Raw genomic sequence first — 15,330 nt, 5'->3', positions numbered from 1 at the left:
GCGGTGCCTGAGCACCGTCGAGGGCCCGGTGTCACAGCCCGTAGCGCTCGCGGGCCTCCTTGACCGTCTCCGGCTTGACGTCCCCGCGCCGGGCGAGGGCCGCCAGCGCCTGGACGACCACCGACTGCGGGTCGACGCCGAAGTGGCGGCGGGCCGCGTCACGGGTGTCGGACAGGCCGAAGCCGTCCGTCCCGATGGAGGTCCAGTCCTGCTCCACCCACGGGGCGATCTGGTCCGGTACCGCCCGCATCCAGTCGCTCACCGCGACGACCGGGCCGGGCGCACCGGCCAGCGCACGGGTGACGTGCGGAACCCGGTCCTCGCCCTCCAGGCGGGCCGCGTCGCACTCCAGGGCGTCCCGGCGGAGCTCCGTCCAGGACGGCGCGGACCACACGTCCGCGGCCACGCCCCAGTCGGCGGCGAGCAGTTGCTGCGCCTCCAGGATCCAGTGGATCGCGGTGCCGGAGGCCAGCAGCTGGAGCCGCGGGACCTCGGCGCCCTCGATGGTGGTGGCCTCCTTGAAGCGGTAGAGGCCCTTGAGGATGTCCTCCTCGACGCCCTCCGGCATCGCCGGCTGCACCTTGGTCTCGTTGTAGACCGTCAGGTAGTAGAAGACGTCCTCGGCGTCCGGACCGTACATCCGGCGCAGACCCTCCTTGACGATCACCGCCACCTCGTAGGCGAACGCCGGGTCGTACGACAGCGCCGCCGGGTTGGTCGAGGCGATCAGGTGGGAGTGGCCGTCGGCGTGCTGGAGGCCCTCACCGGTCATCGTCGTGCGGCCGGCGGTGGCGCCGATCACGAAGCCGCGGCCCAGCTGGTCGGCGAGCGCCCAGAACTGGTCGGCGGTCCGCTGCCAGCCGAACATCGAGTAGAAGATGTAGAACGGGATCATCGGCTCGCCGTGCGTCGCGTACGACGTCGCGGCGGCGGTGAAGTCGGCCAGCGAACCGGCCTCGGTGATGCCCTCGTTGAGGATCTGGCCGTTCTTGGCTTCCTTGTACCAGAGCAGCTGGTCCCGGTCGACCGGGTCGTAGGTCGCGCCCTTGGGGGAGTAGAGGCCGGCGGTCGGGAAGAGCGACTCCATGCCGAAGGTGCGGGCCTCGTCCGGGACGATCGGGACCCAGCGCTTGCCGGTCTCCTTGTCCCGCATCAGGTCCTTGACCAGCCGGACGAACGCCATGGTGGTGGCGATCTCCTGGCTGCCGGAGCCCTTCTTCAGGGCGTCGAAAACCTTGTCCGCGGGCGCCGGCAGCGGCTTGGCTACGACGTTGCGGGCCGGGGCCGGGCCGTCGAGGGCGGCGCGCCGGGTGCGCAGGTACTGCATCTCCGGCGAGTCCTCGGCCGGGCGCCAGTACGGCACCAGGTCGCCTTCGAGGGCGCTGTCCGGGATGGGGAGTTCGAGCAGGTCCCGCATGGTGCGGAACTCCGCCATCGTCAGCTTCTTCATCTGGTGGTTGGCGTTGCGGGACTCGAAGCCCGTGCCGAGGGTGTAGCCCTTGACGGTCTGCGCCAGGATCACCGTCGGCGCGCCCTTGTGCTCGGCGGCGGCCTTGTACGCGGCGTACACCTTGCGCGGCTCGTGGCCGGCGCGGGAGGTCTGGAACAGCTCCAGCAGCTTCGCGTCGGAGAGCTGCGCGCCGATCGCCTTGAGGGCGTCGCTGGCGCCGAAGAAGTGCTCGCGCAGGTAGGCGGCGTCGCGGGTGGCGTACGTCTGGAACTGCGCGTCGGGGGTCTCGCGCAGGCGCTGGATGACCGCGCCGTCGGTGTCGAGGGCGAAGATCTCGTCCCACGCCTGACCCCACAGGGCCTTGACGACGTTCCAACCGGCGGCGCGGAACTGGGCCTCCAGCTCCTGCACGATCTTGAAGTTCGGGCGGACCGGACCGTCGAGGCGCTGCAGGTTGCAGTTGATGACGAAGGTCAGGTTGTCCAGGCCCTCGCGCCCGGCCAGGGCCAGTGCCGCGGTCGACTCCGGCTCGTCCATCTCGCCGTCGCCCAGGAAGGCCCAGACGTGCGAGTTGCTGGTGTCCTTGATGTCACGGTGCTCCAGGTAGCGGTTGAAGCGCGCCTGGTAGATCGCGGACAGCGGGCCGAGGCCCATCGAGACGGTGGGGAACTCCCACAGCCAGGGCAGCCGCCGCGGGTGCGGGTACGAGGGGAGGCCCTCGCCGCCGGCCTCCTGGCGGAAGTGGTCGAGCTGCTCCTCGGTCAGCCGGCCTTCGAGGAAGGCGCGGGCGTAGATGCCGGGGGAGGCGTGGCCCTGGATGTAGAGCTGGTCGCCGGAGCCGTCGCCCTCCTTGCCGCGGAAGAAGTGCTGGAAGCCGGTCTCGTAGAGCCAGGCCGCCGAGGCGAAGGTGGCGATGTGGCCGCCGAGGCCCAGCTTGGAGCCGCGGGTGACCATGGCCGCCGCGTTCCAGCGGTTCCAGGCGGTGATCCGGGCCTCCAGCGCCTCGTCACCCGGGAACGCGGGCTCGGCGGAGGTCGGGATGGTGTTGACGTAGTCCGTCTCCAGCAGCGACGGCAGGTCGGTGCCTTCGGTGCGGGCGGTGTGCTCCAGGGCGCGGCGCATCAGGTATGCGGCGCGATGCGGGCCCGCTGCCTTGGCGACGGCGTCCAGCGACTCGCGCCACTCGGCCGTCTCCTCGGGGTCGCGGTCCGGGAGCTGGTCGAGCTGGCTGTACGGCAGGCGCACGGGGTCGGGCATGGGTGGCCCCTTTCCGGACGGGTGGGAATGCGAGTTCGGCAGGCATTCGGCAGGCAGGGGTGTCGCGCCCCAGTCATCGACGATAACCCTCTGATCGATGATCGATCAACGCCGGTCGGAGGAAAAACCGCAGGTCGGCACGGGGTGCCGCGATGCAGGGCACCGCGTGCCAGCCCCGGAGCCCCCCTCCGTTACGCCCCGGAGCCCCTCCGCCACACCCCGGAACCGACCACCCCGGAACGCTCCCGCCCGACAGGGCGAAGCGGCCCCGCACGACGCTCGGCGGGGCCGCCCGACCGGGATTTCCGGGGCCGGCTAGACCCGCGGCGCGCAGCTCAGCACGTGCGCCTTCAACAGCGCCCCGATCCGCGGGTCGCGCCGCCGGAACGCGTCCACCAGCTCCTGGTGGTCCTGGGCGTGCGAGCGCGGCTCCGGGCTGAACCAGCGGATCGACAGCGTCGTCCAGACCTCCACGCCCAGCGACTCCCAGGTGTGCAGCAGCACGGCGTTCCCGGCCGCCCGGACGATCTCCCGGTGGAAGGCCACCGTGTGCCGCACCTGGGCCTCGCCGTCGCCCGCCGCGTCCGCCTCCCGCAGGGCCGCCACCTCGCGCTCCAGCGCCGCGGTGTCCTGGGCCAGCCGCCCCGCCGCCAGCTCCGCCGCCACCTGCTCCAGACCGGCCCGGACCGGGTAGCTCTCCTTGAGGTCGTCCGCGGTGAGGTTGCGGACCCGCACGCCCTTGTTCGGCGCCGACTCGATCAGCTGGAGCGACTCCAGCTCCCGCAGCGCCTCCCGCACCGGCGTCTGGCTGACCTCCAGCTCCGCCGCGATCCGCCGCTCCACGATCCGCTCACCCGGCTGCCAGCGGCCACTGACGATCCCCTCCAGGATGTGCTCGCGGATCTGTTCGCGCAGCGAGTGGACGACGGGCGGGGTCATGAGGTGCTCCTTCAGAGCGGGTGGGGCCGCGGGTGGTGCGGGGGCCATTATCGCCGGACGCGGGCACGCAAAAGGGTCGGCCCCGGCTCGTCGGAACGAACCGGGGCCGACCCCTTGCACAACTACCGCTTCCCTGAGGGGAGTCGGAATCAGAGACCGATCTCGGTCTCGAACTCCGCGGCCTCCAGGATCTGCTTGACCGTGGTCAGGTAGCGGGCGGCGTCCGCGCCGTCCACCAGACGGTGGTCGTAGGAGAGCGCCAGGTAGGTCATGTCGCGCACCGCGATGGTCTCGCCGAGGTCCGGGTGGTTGATGACCACCGGACGCTTGACGGTGGCACCGATGCCCAGGATGCCGACCTGGTTCGGCGGCACGATGACGGTGTCGAACAGGGCGCCGCGCGAACCGGTGTTGCTGATGGTGAAGGTCGCGCCGGACAGCTCGTCCGGGGTGATCTTGTTGCCCCGGACCTTGCCCGCCAGCTCCGCCGTCTTGCGGGCGATGCCGGCGATGTTGAGGTCACCGGCACCCTTGATGACCGGGGTCATCAGGCCCTTCTCGGCGTCCACCGCGATACCGACGTTCTCGGTGTCGAAGTAGGTGATGGTGCCTTCGTCCTCGTTGATCCGGGCGTTGACGACCGGGTGGGCCTTCAGCGCCTGGACGGCGGCCTTGACGAAGAACGGCATCGGGGAGAGCTTGACGCCCTCGCGCTGCGCGAACCCGTCCTTGGCCTTGTTGCGCATCCGCATGATCGCGGTGATGTCCACCTCGACCACGGAGGTCAGCTGCGCCTGGCCGTGCAGGGCCTTCATCATGTTGTCGCCGATGACCTTGCGCATCCGCGGCATCTTGACGGTCTGACCGCGCAGCGGCGACGCCTCGATGACCGGAGCGCCGGCCTTGGCCGGGGCGGCGGCCGGCGCGGCCGGAGCCGGGACGGCGGCCTTGAGGGCCTCGGCGGCGGTGATGACGTCCTGCTTGCGGATCCGGCCACCGACGCCGGTGCCCTTGACCGTGGCGAGGTTGACGCCGTTCTCGGCCGCGAGCTTGCGGACCAGCGGGGTGACGTAGGCGCCGTCCGCCTCACCGGCCGCCGGGGCGGGGGTGACGGGGGCGGCGGCCGGGGCCGGGGCCGGAGCCGGCGCGGGGGCCGGAGCCGGGGCAGCGGCCGGAGCCGGAGCCGGAGCCGGGGCGGGTGCCGGGGTGGGCGCGGGCGCCGGGGCGGGTGCCGCGGCCGGAGCCGGGGCGGCCGGAGCCGGGGCGGCGGCCGGAGCCGCACCCTTGGCACCGATCACCGCGAGCTTGGCGCCGACCTCGGCGGTCTCGTCCTCGGCCACGAGGATCTCCAGCAGGGTGCCGGAGGTCGGGGCGGGGATCTCGGTGTCGACCTTGTCGGTGGAGACCTCCAGCAGGGGCTCGTCCTCGGAGACCTCCTCGCCGACCTCCTTCAGCCAACGGGTGACGGTGCCCTCGGTGACGCTCTCGCCGAGCGCCGGGAGGAGGACGTCCGTGCCCTCGGCGCCACCCGCGGGGGCGGCGGCGGGGGCCTCGGCCGCGGGGGCCGGAGTCGGCTCGGGCTGCGCAGCCGGGGCCGGAGCCTCGGCCGCGGCCGGCGCCGGCGCGGCGGCCGGCGCACCGGTGCCGTCGTCGATGATGGCCAGCTCGGCGCCGACCTCCACGGTCTCGTCCTCGGCCACCTTGATGGAGGCCAGCACGCCGGAGGCCGGCGCGGGAATCTCGGTGTCAACCTTGTCGGTGGAGACCTCAAGCAGCGGCTCATCGGCCTCGATGCGCTCGCCCTCGGCCTTCAGCCAGCGGGTGACGGTGCCCTCGGTGACGCTCTCGCCGAGCGCCGGCAGGGTTACGGAAACCGCCATGGTTTCAGTTGCTCCTATCGCAAGTACGGATGTGGTCGCGCCCGGGACTGGGGGTCAGTCGTGGGAGTGGAGGGGCTTGCCGGCGAGGGCCAGGTGGGCCTCGCCGAGCGCCTCGTTCTGCGTCGGGTGCGCGTGGATGAGCTGCGCAACCTCGGCCGGCAGGGCTTCCCAGTTGTAGACCAGCTGGGCCTCGCCGACCTGCTCGCCCATACGGTCACCGACCATGTGGACGCCGACCACGGCACCGTCCTTGACCTGGACGAGCTTGATCTCGCCCGAGGTCTTGAGGATCTTGCTCTTGCCGTTGCCCGCAAGGTTGTACTTCAGAGCCACGACCTTGTCGGCGCCGTACAGCTCCTTGGCCTTGGCCTCGGTGATGCCCACCGAAGCGACCTCGGGGTGGCAGTACGTGACGCGCGGGACGCCGTCGTAGTCGATCGGGACGACCTTCTGGCCGGCCAGCCGCTCCGCCACCAGCATGCCCTCGGCGAAGCCGACGTGCGCGAGCTGGAGGGTCGGGGCGAGGTCGCCGACGGCCGAGATGGTCGGGACGTTGGTCTGCATGTACTCGTCGACCAGGACGTAGCCGCGGTCCATCGCGACGCCCTGCTCTTCGTAGCCGAGGCCGGCCGAGACCGGGCCGCGGCCGATGGCGACGAGCAGCACCTCCGCCTCGAAGGTCTTGCCGTCGGCGAGGGTGACCTTGACGCCGTCGGCGGTGTACTCGGCCTTGTCGAAGAAGGTGCCGAGGTTGAACTTGATGCCCCGCTTGCGGAAGGCCCGCTCCAGCAGCTTGGAGCTGTTCTCGTCCTCGACGGGGACGAGGTGCTTGAGGCCCTCGATGACGGTGACGTCGGTGCCGAAGGACTTCCACGCCGAGGCGAACTCGACGCCGATCACGCCGCCGCCCAGGATGATCGCCGACTTCGGGACGCGGTCGAGCGTGAGCGCGTGGTCCGAGGAGATGATGCGGTTGCCGTCGATCTCCAGGCCCGGCAGCGACTTCGGAACGGAGCCGGTCGCGAGCAGGACGTGACGGCCCTGGACCTGCTGGCCGTTGACCGCGACGGAGGTCGGCGAGGACAGCCGGCCCTCACCCTCGATGTAGGTCACCTTGCGGGAAGCGATCAGGCCCTGGAGGCCCTTGTACAGGCCCGAGATGACCTCGTCCTTGTACTTGTGGACCGCTTCGATGTCAATGCCCTCGAAGGTGGCCTTGACGCCGAACTGCTCGCTTTCGCGAGCCTGGTCCGCAATTTCACCGGCGTGCAGCAGAGCCTTCGTGGGGATGCAGCCGTTGTGCAGGCAGGTGCCGCCGACCTTGCCCTTCTCGATCAGGGCGACGTCGAGACCCAGCTGCGCCCCGCGCAGGGCGGCGGCGTAACCACCGCTGCCGCCACCGAGGATCACTAGGTCGAAAACGGTGCTGGCGTCGTTCGCCACGTCACGTCCTCCATGCATGGGTGCGCCGGAGCCGGTCTGCGATGACCGGACCGCGGCTGTTGTTCGGCCGCTTTACTTCGGCCCTGGGTAAGGGGGGCCCTGTCCTGCCGAGAACCCATCTTCGCACTTGTTCAACGAAGGCGGGACGCGGGGCCGGGCTCTGGACGGCCGATCAGCCGCTCCATCGGGGGTTACTGCTGCGTACTCACGTACGGATTTCGTTGAGGGCGAACACGACGTGGTAAGCGTACCGACGGCCCCGGGGGCACCCGGGGCCGTCGTGGGTCCTGCGGACGTGCTGCAGGGTCAGCCCAGGTCGCCCTCGGCGGTGCGCTCGGCCAGCCGCAGCAGGGTGCGGACCGCGGAGCCGGTGCCGCCCTTGGGGGTGTAGCCCCAGGGCGCGCCCTCGTGGAAGGCCGGGCCGGCGATGTCCAGGTGGGCCCAGGGGATGCCCTCGCCGACGAACTCCTTGAGGAAGAGGCCGGCGACCAGGCCGCCGCCCATCCGCTCGCCCATGTTGGCGATGTCGGCGACCGGGGAGTCCATGCCCTTGCGGAGGTGGGCGGGCATCGGCATCGGCCAGGACTCCTCGCCGACCTCCTCGGCGATCTCGTGGATCGAGGTGCGGAAGGCGTCGTCGTTGGCCATGATCCCGAAGTGGCGGTGGCCCAGCGCCAGCACCATCGCGCCGGTCAGCGTCGCCACGTCCACGATGGCGTCCGGCGTCTCCTCCGAGGCCCGGGTCAGCGCGTCGGCCAGCACGAGCCGGCCCTCGGCGTCGGTGTTGAGCACCTCGACGGTCTTGCCGCTGTACATGGTCAGGACGTCGCCGGGGCGGGTGGCGGAGCCGGACGGCATGTTCTCGGCGAGCGCCAGCCAGCCGGTGACGTTCACCGGGAGGTCCAGGCGGGCGGCGGCCACCACCGCGGCGAACACCGCGGCGGCACCGCTCATGTCGCACTTCATGGTCTCGTTGTGGCCGGCCGGCTTGAGCGAGATGCCGCCCGAGTCGTAGGTGATGCCCTTGCCGACCAGCGCCAGCGTGCGCTCCGCGGCCGCGTGCGTGTGCGCGATCCGCACCAGCCGCGGCGGCGCCTCCGAGCCCTGGCCGACGCCCATCAGACCGCCGTAGCCGCCCTTCTTGAGCGCCTTCTCGTCCAGCACCTCGACGGTGAGGCCGAACTCCTTGGCCGCCGCCTGCGCGTGCGCGGCGAACTGCTTGGGGTCCAGGGCGTTGGAGGGCGTGTTGATCAGGTCGCGGGCGCGGTTGATCTCCGTCGCCAGCACCTCGGCGCGCTCCGCGGCCGCCTTGAACTCCTTGTCGCGCGGCTTGCCGCCGAGGACCACGACCTCGCCCAGCGGCGCCGACTTGGCGTCGTCCTTCCGGGCCTTGGCGCCCTTGCCGTTCGCGCCGTTGCTGCGGAACGCGGTGAAGGCGTACGCGCCGAGCAGGGCGCCCTCGCCCACCGCGGCGGCCGCTCCGGCGTGCTCGACCGGCAGCGCGAAGGCGGCCTTCTTGGCGCCGGTCAGGGTGCGGGCGGCGCTGCCGGCCGCACGGCGCAGCGCCTCGTGGTCGTAGGAGTCGTCCTTGGCCGGGGCGCCGCCCAGGCCGACCGCCAGCACGACCGGCGCCTTGATGCCGTCGGCGGCGGGCAGCTTGGTCACCTCGCCCTCGGCACCACTCGCGCCGAGGGTCTCCAGGACGGCGGCGAGCTTGCCGCCGAACGCGTCGTCCACGGCCTCGGCGCCGGGGGCCACCACGACGCCCTTGGCGCCCTTGGCCACGCCGACGACGACGGCATCCGCACGCACCGTTGCGGCGGAAGAAGTACTGAGGCTCAGTGCAGTCACGGTGATGAAGGTCCTGTTCCGTCCGGGGAATCCGTTTCGCGCGTACGCGCTGCTGCGGCCGAGCCTACGCTCGGGAGCGGCGCCTGGCCCGGCCGGTTACGGCACCGGGACCTGACGGGGCGTCGGCTGGCAACGGGCGGATGCGCCAACTATCCGGCCATATGGCGGAGTTGTCGGTTCCGTCGGATGTTCAGCCGAGCGTGAGCAGCACCAGCGCGGTGAGCCCGGCGCCCTCCGCGAGCGCCCCGAAGACATCGCCGGTCACCCCGCCGAACCGCCGCCGGCAGTGCCGCAGCAGCAACTCCCCGCCCGCCAGCCCCAACACCGCGGCCAACCCGGCGTGCAGCGCCCCGTACGGGCCGCCCACCCCGGCACCGGCCGCCGCGCAGCCGACCACCACCACCGCCGCGCCCCCCGCCGCGGCCGGCACCGGAACGCTCCCGGCGACCGCCGCGCCCAGCCCCTCCGGACGGGCCGCCGGCACCCCCGCCCGGGAGGCCAGGGTCAGCGCGGCGCGCGCGGTGACCGCCATCACCACCGTGCCGACCGCGCCGGCCGCCCAGCCCGCCGCGTACAGCCCGGACAGCGCGGCCACTTGGGCGAGCAGCGCGAAGAGCAGGGTGACGACGCCGAACGGTCCGATGTCGGAGCGCTTCATGATGGCCAGCGCCTCCTCGGCGGGCTTGCCGCTGCCCAGGCCGTCGGCGGTGTCCGCGAGACCGTCCAGGTGCAGTCCGCGGGTGAGCACCGCGGGCACCACGGCGCTGCCGACCGCGGCCAGCAACGGCCCGCCGCCGAACAGCAACAGCAGCCCGCCGAGCGCCGCCGCGCACAGGCCGACCACCAGCCCGGCCACCGGCGCGCACAGCATCCCGCCGCGGGCCGCGGGCCGGTCCCAGCGGGTCACCCGCACCGGCAGCACGGTCAGCGTGCCGAACGCGAAGCGGAGCGCGTCGGCGGGGGAGGCAGGGGAGGCGGGGGAGGCGGGGGCGGTGTCGTTCACCGCGGCAGGGTACCCGGGGGCCGGTCGGGCCCGGCCGGGGCGGCCCGCACCGCCGCTCAGGGGCCGGTCCGGCCCCGGGCGTACTGGACGTCCCACGGCTTCCGCGGCCGCCACCAGTCCCACACCGCGCACAGCGCCAGCACCACCAGCACCGCCGCGACGTGCTCCTTGCCGGCGAGGTTGTTCTTGATGAACACCACCTCGACGACCATCGCGACGACCACCGCGGCACAGGTGAAGCGGGCCCGGTAGCGCCAGCAGACGACCACCGCCAGGCCGACCACCGCCGCCGACGGGCCGGTGTCGACCACGAACTTGTCGACCTCCGACAGCCCGATCGGGCTGTCCGGGCCCAGCCACAGGCCGATCCGGGCGTACGTCGTCCCGGCGAGCGTGGCCGCGTAGGCGATCAGCAGCGTCTGCCACCGGCCGAGGCAGATCTCGGCGATCCCGAAGACGACCAGGACCTGCGCCAGCGCGCCCCACACCGGCAGGTCCAGCGCGGGCACGAACAGCGACAGTGGGGTCCGCAGCAGCGCCAACCACAGGTGCTCGTACGCCTGCACCGAGCCGATGTTCTGGACGGTCCGGTAGCCCCAGGGCTGTTGCTGGATGAAGTGGAAGGCCAGCGTCAGGCCCACCGCGGCGAGGGTCAGCGGGATCGCCCGGAGCCGGCGGGCCACCAGGGTCGGCCACAGGGTCCGCAGGAGCGGGCCCCACTCGACGCGTGCGGCGCGGCGCAGGGCGGTGCCGCGCCGGCGGCCCGCCCCGGACGTGCTCATCGCGTGCGCTCCGCGGGCCCACGGCGTCGCCCGGCCCCGGCCGGCGCGACACGACGGCCCTCGACGCGCACCCCGCGGTCGGCGGGCCCGTGGCACCACGCCGCGGCCGTCGGTCTCGGCCGGCGTCCATCCTCCGGATTCACAGCGATGTCTCCCGATAAAAACGTGCAAAACGCGATCTTACGGGGAGCCGACGCGAGGCCGACGCGGTGCGGTGGCCAGCGGGCGGTGCGCGGGCGCGTCCGGTGGACTCAGTCGCGTACCGGAAGCTCCGCCGCCAGGGCGGCGGCGGCCCGGACCAGCGGCAGGGCCAGGAGCGCCCCGGCCCCCTCGCCCGCTGTGACGCCGTGATCGAGCAGAGGGTTGAGTGCGATCCGGTCCAGCGCCTTGGCCTGCGCAGGTTCGCCGCTGGCCTGGCCGGCAACCCACCAGTCCGGCGCCCGGAACGCCACCCGCTGCGCCACCAGCGCACAGGCCGCCGACACCACGCCGTCCAGGATCACCGGGGTGCGGCGCACCGCGCTCTGCAGCAGGAAGCCGGTGGTCGCGGTCAGATCGGCGCCGCCGACGGTGGCCAGCAGCTCCAACTGGTCGCCCAGGACCGGCCGGGCCCGGCGCAGCGCGTCCCGGATGGCCGCGCACTTGCGCATCCACGCCAGGTCGTCGATCGGCCGGCCGCCCCGCCCGGTGACGACCGAGGCGTCCGTCCCGCACAGTGCCGCGATCAGGGTGCCGGCGGCGGTGGTGCCGCCCACGCTCAGATCGCCCAGCACGACCAGGTCGGTGCCGGCGTCCGCCTCCTCGTCGGCGATCGCCATGCCGGCCCGGAACGCCGCCTCGGCCTCCTCGGCGGTCAGCGCGTCCTCGACGTCGATCCGCCCCGAACCCCGGCGGACGCGGTGCCGGGTGACCTCCTGGGGCAGCTCCGCCGGATCGCAGTCCAGGGCCATGTCGACCACCCGCACCGGCACCGCGGCGTCGCGGGCCAGCACCGCCACGGGGCTCACGCCGTCCAGCACGGCCCGCACCAGGTCCTTGGTCCCGCCGGCCGGCCGGGCCGAGACGTCCAGTTCGGCCACGCCGTGGTCGCCGGCGAACAGCACCACCCGCGGCCGCTTCACGGGCTGCACCGGCACCCGCTGCTGCACGGCGGCCAGCCACCCGCCCAGCTCGTCCAGCCGCCCCAGGGCGCCGGGCGGCACGGGGGTGCGGGCCCGTCGGTCCTCGGCGGCCCGACGCAGGTCGGCGTCGGGGCGCTCGATCAGTTGGGCGAAGTCATCGAGGTTCAGGGCGCTCATTCGGCGCAGATTACCCGCAACCACGCGGTGACGCGGCGCACGTGGGGAACCGGCCGGTGCCGGTGCCGTCGACGGTCCGTCAGACGGCCGCCCGGACCGCGAAGCGCACCTCGCAGACCACCGTCCGCACCGGCCTCCGCCACCCCCGGCGGGGCGGGCCGGACGACGGAGCGTCCGCCGGTACGGGCCGGGTGCGCACCGCCGCGACGGCCGGGTGGCGGCCGGCCGCGAGCACCGCAGCCGCCCTCCACCGGGGCAGCGCGTCCAGGACGAGCGCCCCGCCGGGGAAGCGCGCCGCGCACACCACCAGCAACTCCCGCACCGCGACAGTGGACAGGCGCGCGGGCGCGTCCGGCACCGCCACCACCACCCCGTGCTCCGGCGCGGCCACCAGGCTCGGCCAGTCGGCGCCGGTTCCCGGGCGGTCGAGGGTGCGTCGCCGGGGGCCGTCCGGCAGCAGCAGCCGGCGGGCCGCCGCGTCGCCGGGTGGCAGCACCGACAGCCAGGTCAGTCGCCCGTTGTCCAGCCGGCCGAAGCCGGTTCCCAGGCCCTCACCGAGCACCACCACGGTGGCGTCCGGCCGGTGTGCCAGGTAGCCGCGGACGGCCGCCTCGGCCGGGGCGCTCAACTCACCCGGCCCGCCCGGCCCGGAACGCCCGGTGCGGGGCCGCCCCAGGGTGCGGGACAGCCACCGCAACGGCCGACGGAGCGGCGACGAAGGCACGAGGGGGCGACGAAAAGGTAGGTGATGTCCGTGATGACGGGAAAGTTCGGTCACGTCTCCAGCGGACCCGCCACCGCGCCCCCGGGCAAGCGGACACGGGCCGCACCGGGCCGCTGTCAGCCGCGCAGCGCAAGCGCCTGACCCGCGACCACCAGCAACAGCTGCTCGCACTCGGCGCCGAACGCGGCGTTCAACCGGCCGAGTTCGTCCCGGAAGCGACGGCCCGCCGGGGTCGCCGGAACCACCCCCGAACCGACCTCGTTGCTCACCGCCACCAGCCGCCGCCGGGTCTCCCGCACGGCCGCCACCAGCGCGTCGCACCGCTCCCGCAGCGCCCGCCGGCCGCCCGCCTCCCAGCTCGCGTCGTCCCACGCCCCGACCTCGTCCATGGCGTGCGTCAGCCACAGCGCCAGGCAGTCGACGAGCAGCGGCGGCGCGGTCGCCGGCTCCGCCAGCAGCGGCACCAGGTCGCAGGTCTCGGCGGTCCGCCACCCCGCCGGCCGCCGCTCCCGGTGCAGCGCCACCCGCTGCGCCCAGTCCTCGTCGCCCTCCCGGGTGCCCCCGGTGGCCACGTACAGCACCTCGGGGAAAGCCAGCAGCCGCCGTTCGGCCTCCACCGACTTGCCGCTGCGCGCCCCGCCCAGCACCAGCGTCCGGCGCGGCAGATCGGGCACCGCGTGGTACTCGCCGACCACCAGGGAGGTGCCGTCCGGCACCGCCCGGGCGCCCAGCGACGCCAGCCGGCGGTGGAGCTCGGACCCGGACGGCACGCAGTGGTCCAGGTGCACCGCGACCACGTCGGTCGCCGCGTCCACCGCGCCGCCGGCCCGCAGCCGGGCCAGCGCGTCCGGCCGCGCCAGCACGTCCAACAGCACCAGGTCGTACGGTGCCGGACCGCCCGGTGCCGCGCGCCCGTCGTTCGGGCCGCCGGGCTCGCCCAGCCCGGCCGGCGCGGCACCCGGCGGCAGGTACAGCAGCCGCTCGCCGTCGGCGCCGGTGACCTCGTAGCCGGTGCCGGGGACGTCCACCGCGACCGCCCGCACCCGGTGCCCGTCCAGCAGCGCCAGCTCCCGCCCGTCGGCGACCCGGCCGGGCTGCGGCAGCCCGGCGGGCACCTCCAGCGCCGGACCGTCGTGCGGGTGCGAGAGCAGGACCTGGCGGATTCCGGCCAGGGACCGGCCCGCCCGGGCGGCGGCGAACGCCGGGCCGGGGGTCAGGTCGATGAGCAGCGCGCCGTCGAGGAGCAGGGCGGTCGCGGCGCGCGCCGCGTCGCCGACGGCGGTCGCGCAGGCCGCGCACGGGCAGTCGGGGCGCGGCAGCCCCTGCGGGGCCCCGGTGCCGAGAAGAGTCAGGTCCACCCGGGTAAGTCTCTCGCGTCCCACCGGCACCAGCGCGCGGGGCGCCTCCGGGCGCCGCCGTTGGGCTTGCCGAACGCACCGGACGCCCCTCGACAGGGCCGTTAGGCTTCCGATCAAGCGGGAAGGCGCGATCTCGGGCACGGCGCACGACGGGGGTCCCCGGCGTGCGCGGTGGGATCGGCGGACCCGGCGGACCCGGTGGGACTCCAGGAGGCGCACATGGCGTGGACGTGGCGGTTCGAGAAGACGGACGGTTCGGAGGCGGTGCCCACCGTGGAACCGGAGGAGTTCACGACCCAGGGGGACGCCGAGTCCTGGATCGGGGAGCAGTGGCGCGACCTGCGCGACGGCGGCGTCGACCAGGTCCGGCTGTTCGAGGACGACACGGAGATCTACCCGCAGGCGATGAGCCTGCACGCCGACGCGGAATGAGCGAACGGGGGCCGGCGTGCCGCCGGCCCCCGTGGGAAGTCGTCCGAGCTCAGTGCGGCGTCAGGGCCGCTGGCCCCGCTTGACCTGCGGCTTGGGCAGGCGCAGGCGCCGCATCTGGAGCGTGCGCATCACCGCGTAGGCGCGGGCGCCCTTGAGGTTCTCCTTCGGGAAGCGCTCCTGCAGCCGCTTGCCCAGGCGGATCCAGATGACCACCGAGTCCAGGACGATCAACACGATGATGATCATCCACAGCAGCAGGGCGAGGTTCTGGATCTGCGGCACCCGGATCATGGTCAGCACCAGGATCACCACGGCGACCGGCAGGAAGAACTCCGCCACGCACCACCGGGAGTCGACGTAGTCCCGGGCGAAGCGGCGCACCGGTCCCTTGTCGCGCACCGGCAGGTAGCGCTCGTCGCCGTTGGCCAGCGCCTCGCGCTGGCGGGCCATGTCGGCGCGGCGGGCCTCCCGCTGCGCCTTCGTGGCGTCCTTGCGGTTGGTCGGCGTCTGCGCGCGGGTGCGGCGCTGCGACTGGGAGTCGCTGCGCTTGGGCGTCGGACGGCCCTTGGGGGCCTGCGGGTCGCGGGGCTGCTGGGGCTGGGACGCGGTCACCTTGGCGGCCGCGGCCTGCTCATCCTTCGAACGGCTTCGGAACACAACACCCAAGAGTACGTGCTCGCCGGGAATGGGCCACGGGTCGGCGGGGAACGATCCGGCAACGGCACCGGCCCTCCCGTGGGGGCATAAGGGGACGGACCGGGCGGCGCGGTGGCATCTCGGGGCCGCTCTACTCCCTGGGCTGGAGAAGCCGGACGGTCCGATCGTCCTGGAGGAGGAGCGCATCCGGGCCCGAACAGTGCGGTAATGGAACCAGGGCCCGTACTGTGGGGTCTGTAGATGTGCTGGAGCCGAA

Annotated in this window: 12 protein-coding genes; 1 reads left to right on the top strand and 11 read right to left on the bottom strand. The window is 73.7% G+C overall.

Going from position 1 to position 15,330, the window contains the following annotated elements:
* Positions 1 to 31: 31 nt before the first annotated feature.
* From aceE to ACLJT4_RS31250, 10 genes are all read right to left on the bottom strand, one after another.
* The gene (aceE, locus tag ACLJT4_RS31295; protein WP_411127427.1) at positions 32 to 2,707 is read right to left on the bottom strand and encodes a pyruvate dehydrogenase (acetyl-transferring), homodimeric type; all 2,676 of its coding nucleotides are present in this window, start codon (positions 2,705 to 2,707) and stop codon (positions 32 to 34) included.
* A 315-nt stretch (positions 2,708 to 3,022) separates the two neighbouring features.
* A complete protein-coding gene (locus ACLJT4_RS31290; RefSeq protein ID WP_020931280.1) occupies positions 3,023 to 3,646 on the bottom strand; it encodes a GntR family transcriptional regulator in 624 nt (207 codons plus the stop codon).
* 149 nt (positions 3,647 to 3,795) lie between these two features.
* Entirely contained in the window at positions 3,796 to 5,526 is a 1,731-nt protein-coding gene (sucB, locus tag ACLJT4_RS31285; RefSeq protein ID WP_411127424.1) for a 2-oxoglutarate dehydrogenase, E2 component, dihydrolipoamide succinyltransferase, read from the bottom strand.
* Between the two features lie 54 nt (positions 5,527 to 5,580).
* The gene (lpdA, locus tag ACLJT4_RS31280; RefSeq protein ID WP_016571449.1) at positions 5,581 to 6,969 is read right to left on the bottom strand and encodes a dihydrolipoyl dehydrogenase; all 1,389 of its coding nucleotides are present in this window, start codon (positions 6,967 to 6,969) and stop codon (positions 5,581 to 5,583) included.
* Between the two features lie 306 nt (positions 6,970 to 7,275).
* Positions 7,276 to 8,820 carry a leucyl aminopeptidase gene (locus ACLJT4_RS31275; protein ID WP_411127422.1) on the bottom strand — a complete coding sequence of 515 codons (1,545 nt, stop codon included), beginning with the start codon at positions 8,818 to 8,820 and terminating at the stop codon, positions 7,276 to 7,278.
* A gap of 190 nt (positions 8,821 to 9,010) precedes the next feature.
* The gene (locus ACLJT4_RS31270) at positions 9,011 to 9,823 is read right to left on the bottom strand and encodes an adenosylcobinamide-GDP ribazoletransferase (RefSeq protein WP_411127420.1); all 813 of its coding nucleotides are present in this window, start codon (positions 9,821 to 9,823) and stop codon (positions 9,011 to 9,013) included.
* A gap of 56 nt (positions 9,824 to 9,879) precedes the next feature.
* Entirely contained in the window at positions 9,880 to 10,605 is a 726-nt protein-coding gene (locus ACLJT4_RS31265) for a hypothetical protein (protein ID WP_411127418.1), read from the bottom strand.
* A 251-nt stretch (positions 10,606 to 10,856) separates the two neighbouring features.
* On the bottom strand, positions 10,857 to 11,903 hold the full coding sequence (gene cobT, locus ACLJT4_RS31260; protein ID WP_411127416.1) for a nicotinate-nucleotide--dimethylbenzimidazole phosphoribosyltransferase: 1,047 nt from the start codon (positions 11,901 to 11,903) through the stop codon (positions 10,857 to 10,859).
* Positions 11,904 to 11,982: 79 nt separating this feature from the next.
* Complete coding sequence (locus ACLJT4_RS31255) at positions 11,983 to 12,600, bottom strand: class I SAM-dependent methyltransferase (RefSeq protein WP_411127414.1); 618 nt, start codon at positions 12,598 to 12,600, stop codon at positions 11,983 to 11,985.
* Between the two features lie 143 nt (positions 12,601 to 12,743).
* Positions 12,744 to 13,985, bottom strand: a complete 1,242-nt coding sequence (locus tag ACLJT4_RS31250; RefSeq protein WP_411127412.1) for a bifunctional adenosylcobinamide kinase/adenosylcobinamide-phosphate guanylyltransferase — start codon at positions 13,983 to 13,985, stop codon at positions 12,744 to 12,746.
* A 219-nt stretch (positions 13,986 to 14,204) separates the two neighbouring features.
* Here ACLJT4_RS31250 and ACLJT4_RS31245 point away from each other — a divergent pair, with 219 nt between their 5' ends.
* Positions 14,205 to 14,417: a hypothetical protein gene (locus ACLJT4_RS31245; RefSeq protein WP_016579044.1), complete on the top strand. Its 213-nt coding sequence runs from the start codon at positions 14,205 to 14,207 to the stop codon at positions 14,415 to 14,417.
* Positions 14,418 to 14,477: 60 nt separating this feature from the next.
* Here ACLJT4_RS31245 and ACLJT4_RS31240 read toward each other — a convergent pair whose 3' ends face one another.
* Complete coding sequence (locus ACLJT4_RS31240; protein WP_411127410.1) at positions 14,478 to 15,074, bottom strand: DUF3043 domain-containing protein; 597 nt, start codon at positions 15,072 to 15,074, stop codon at positions 14,478 to 14,480.
* Positions 15,075 to 15,330: the final 256 nt, after the last annotated feature.

Origin of the sequence: Streptomyces sp. x-19, assembly GCF_046549115.1 — a bacterium.
GTDB classification, from domain to species: Bacteria; Actinomycetota; Actinomycetes; order Streptomycetales; family Streptomycetaceae; genus Streptomyces; species Streptomyces albulus_C.
Note: the sequence above shows the minus strand (reverse complement) of the source record. Positions and strands in the feature narration are given on the sequence as shown.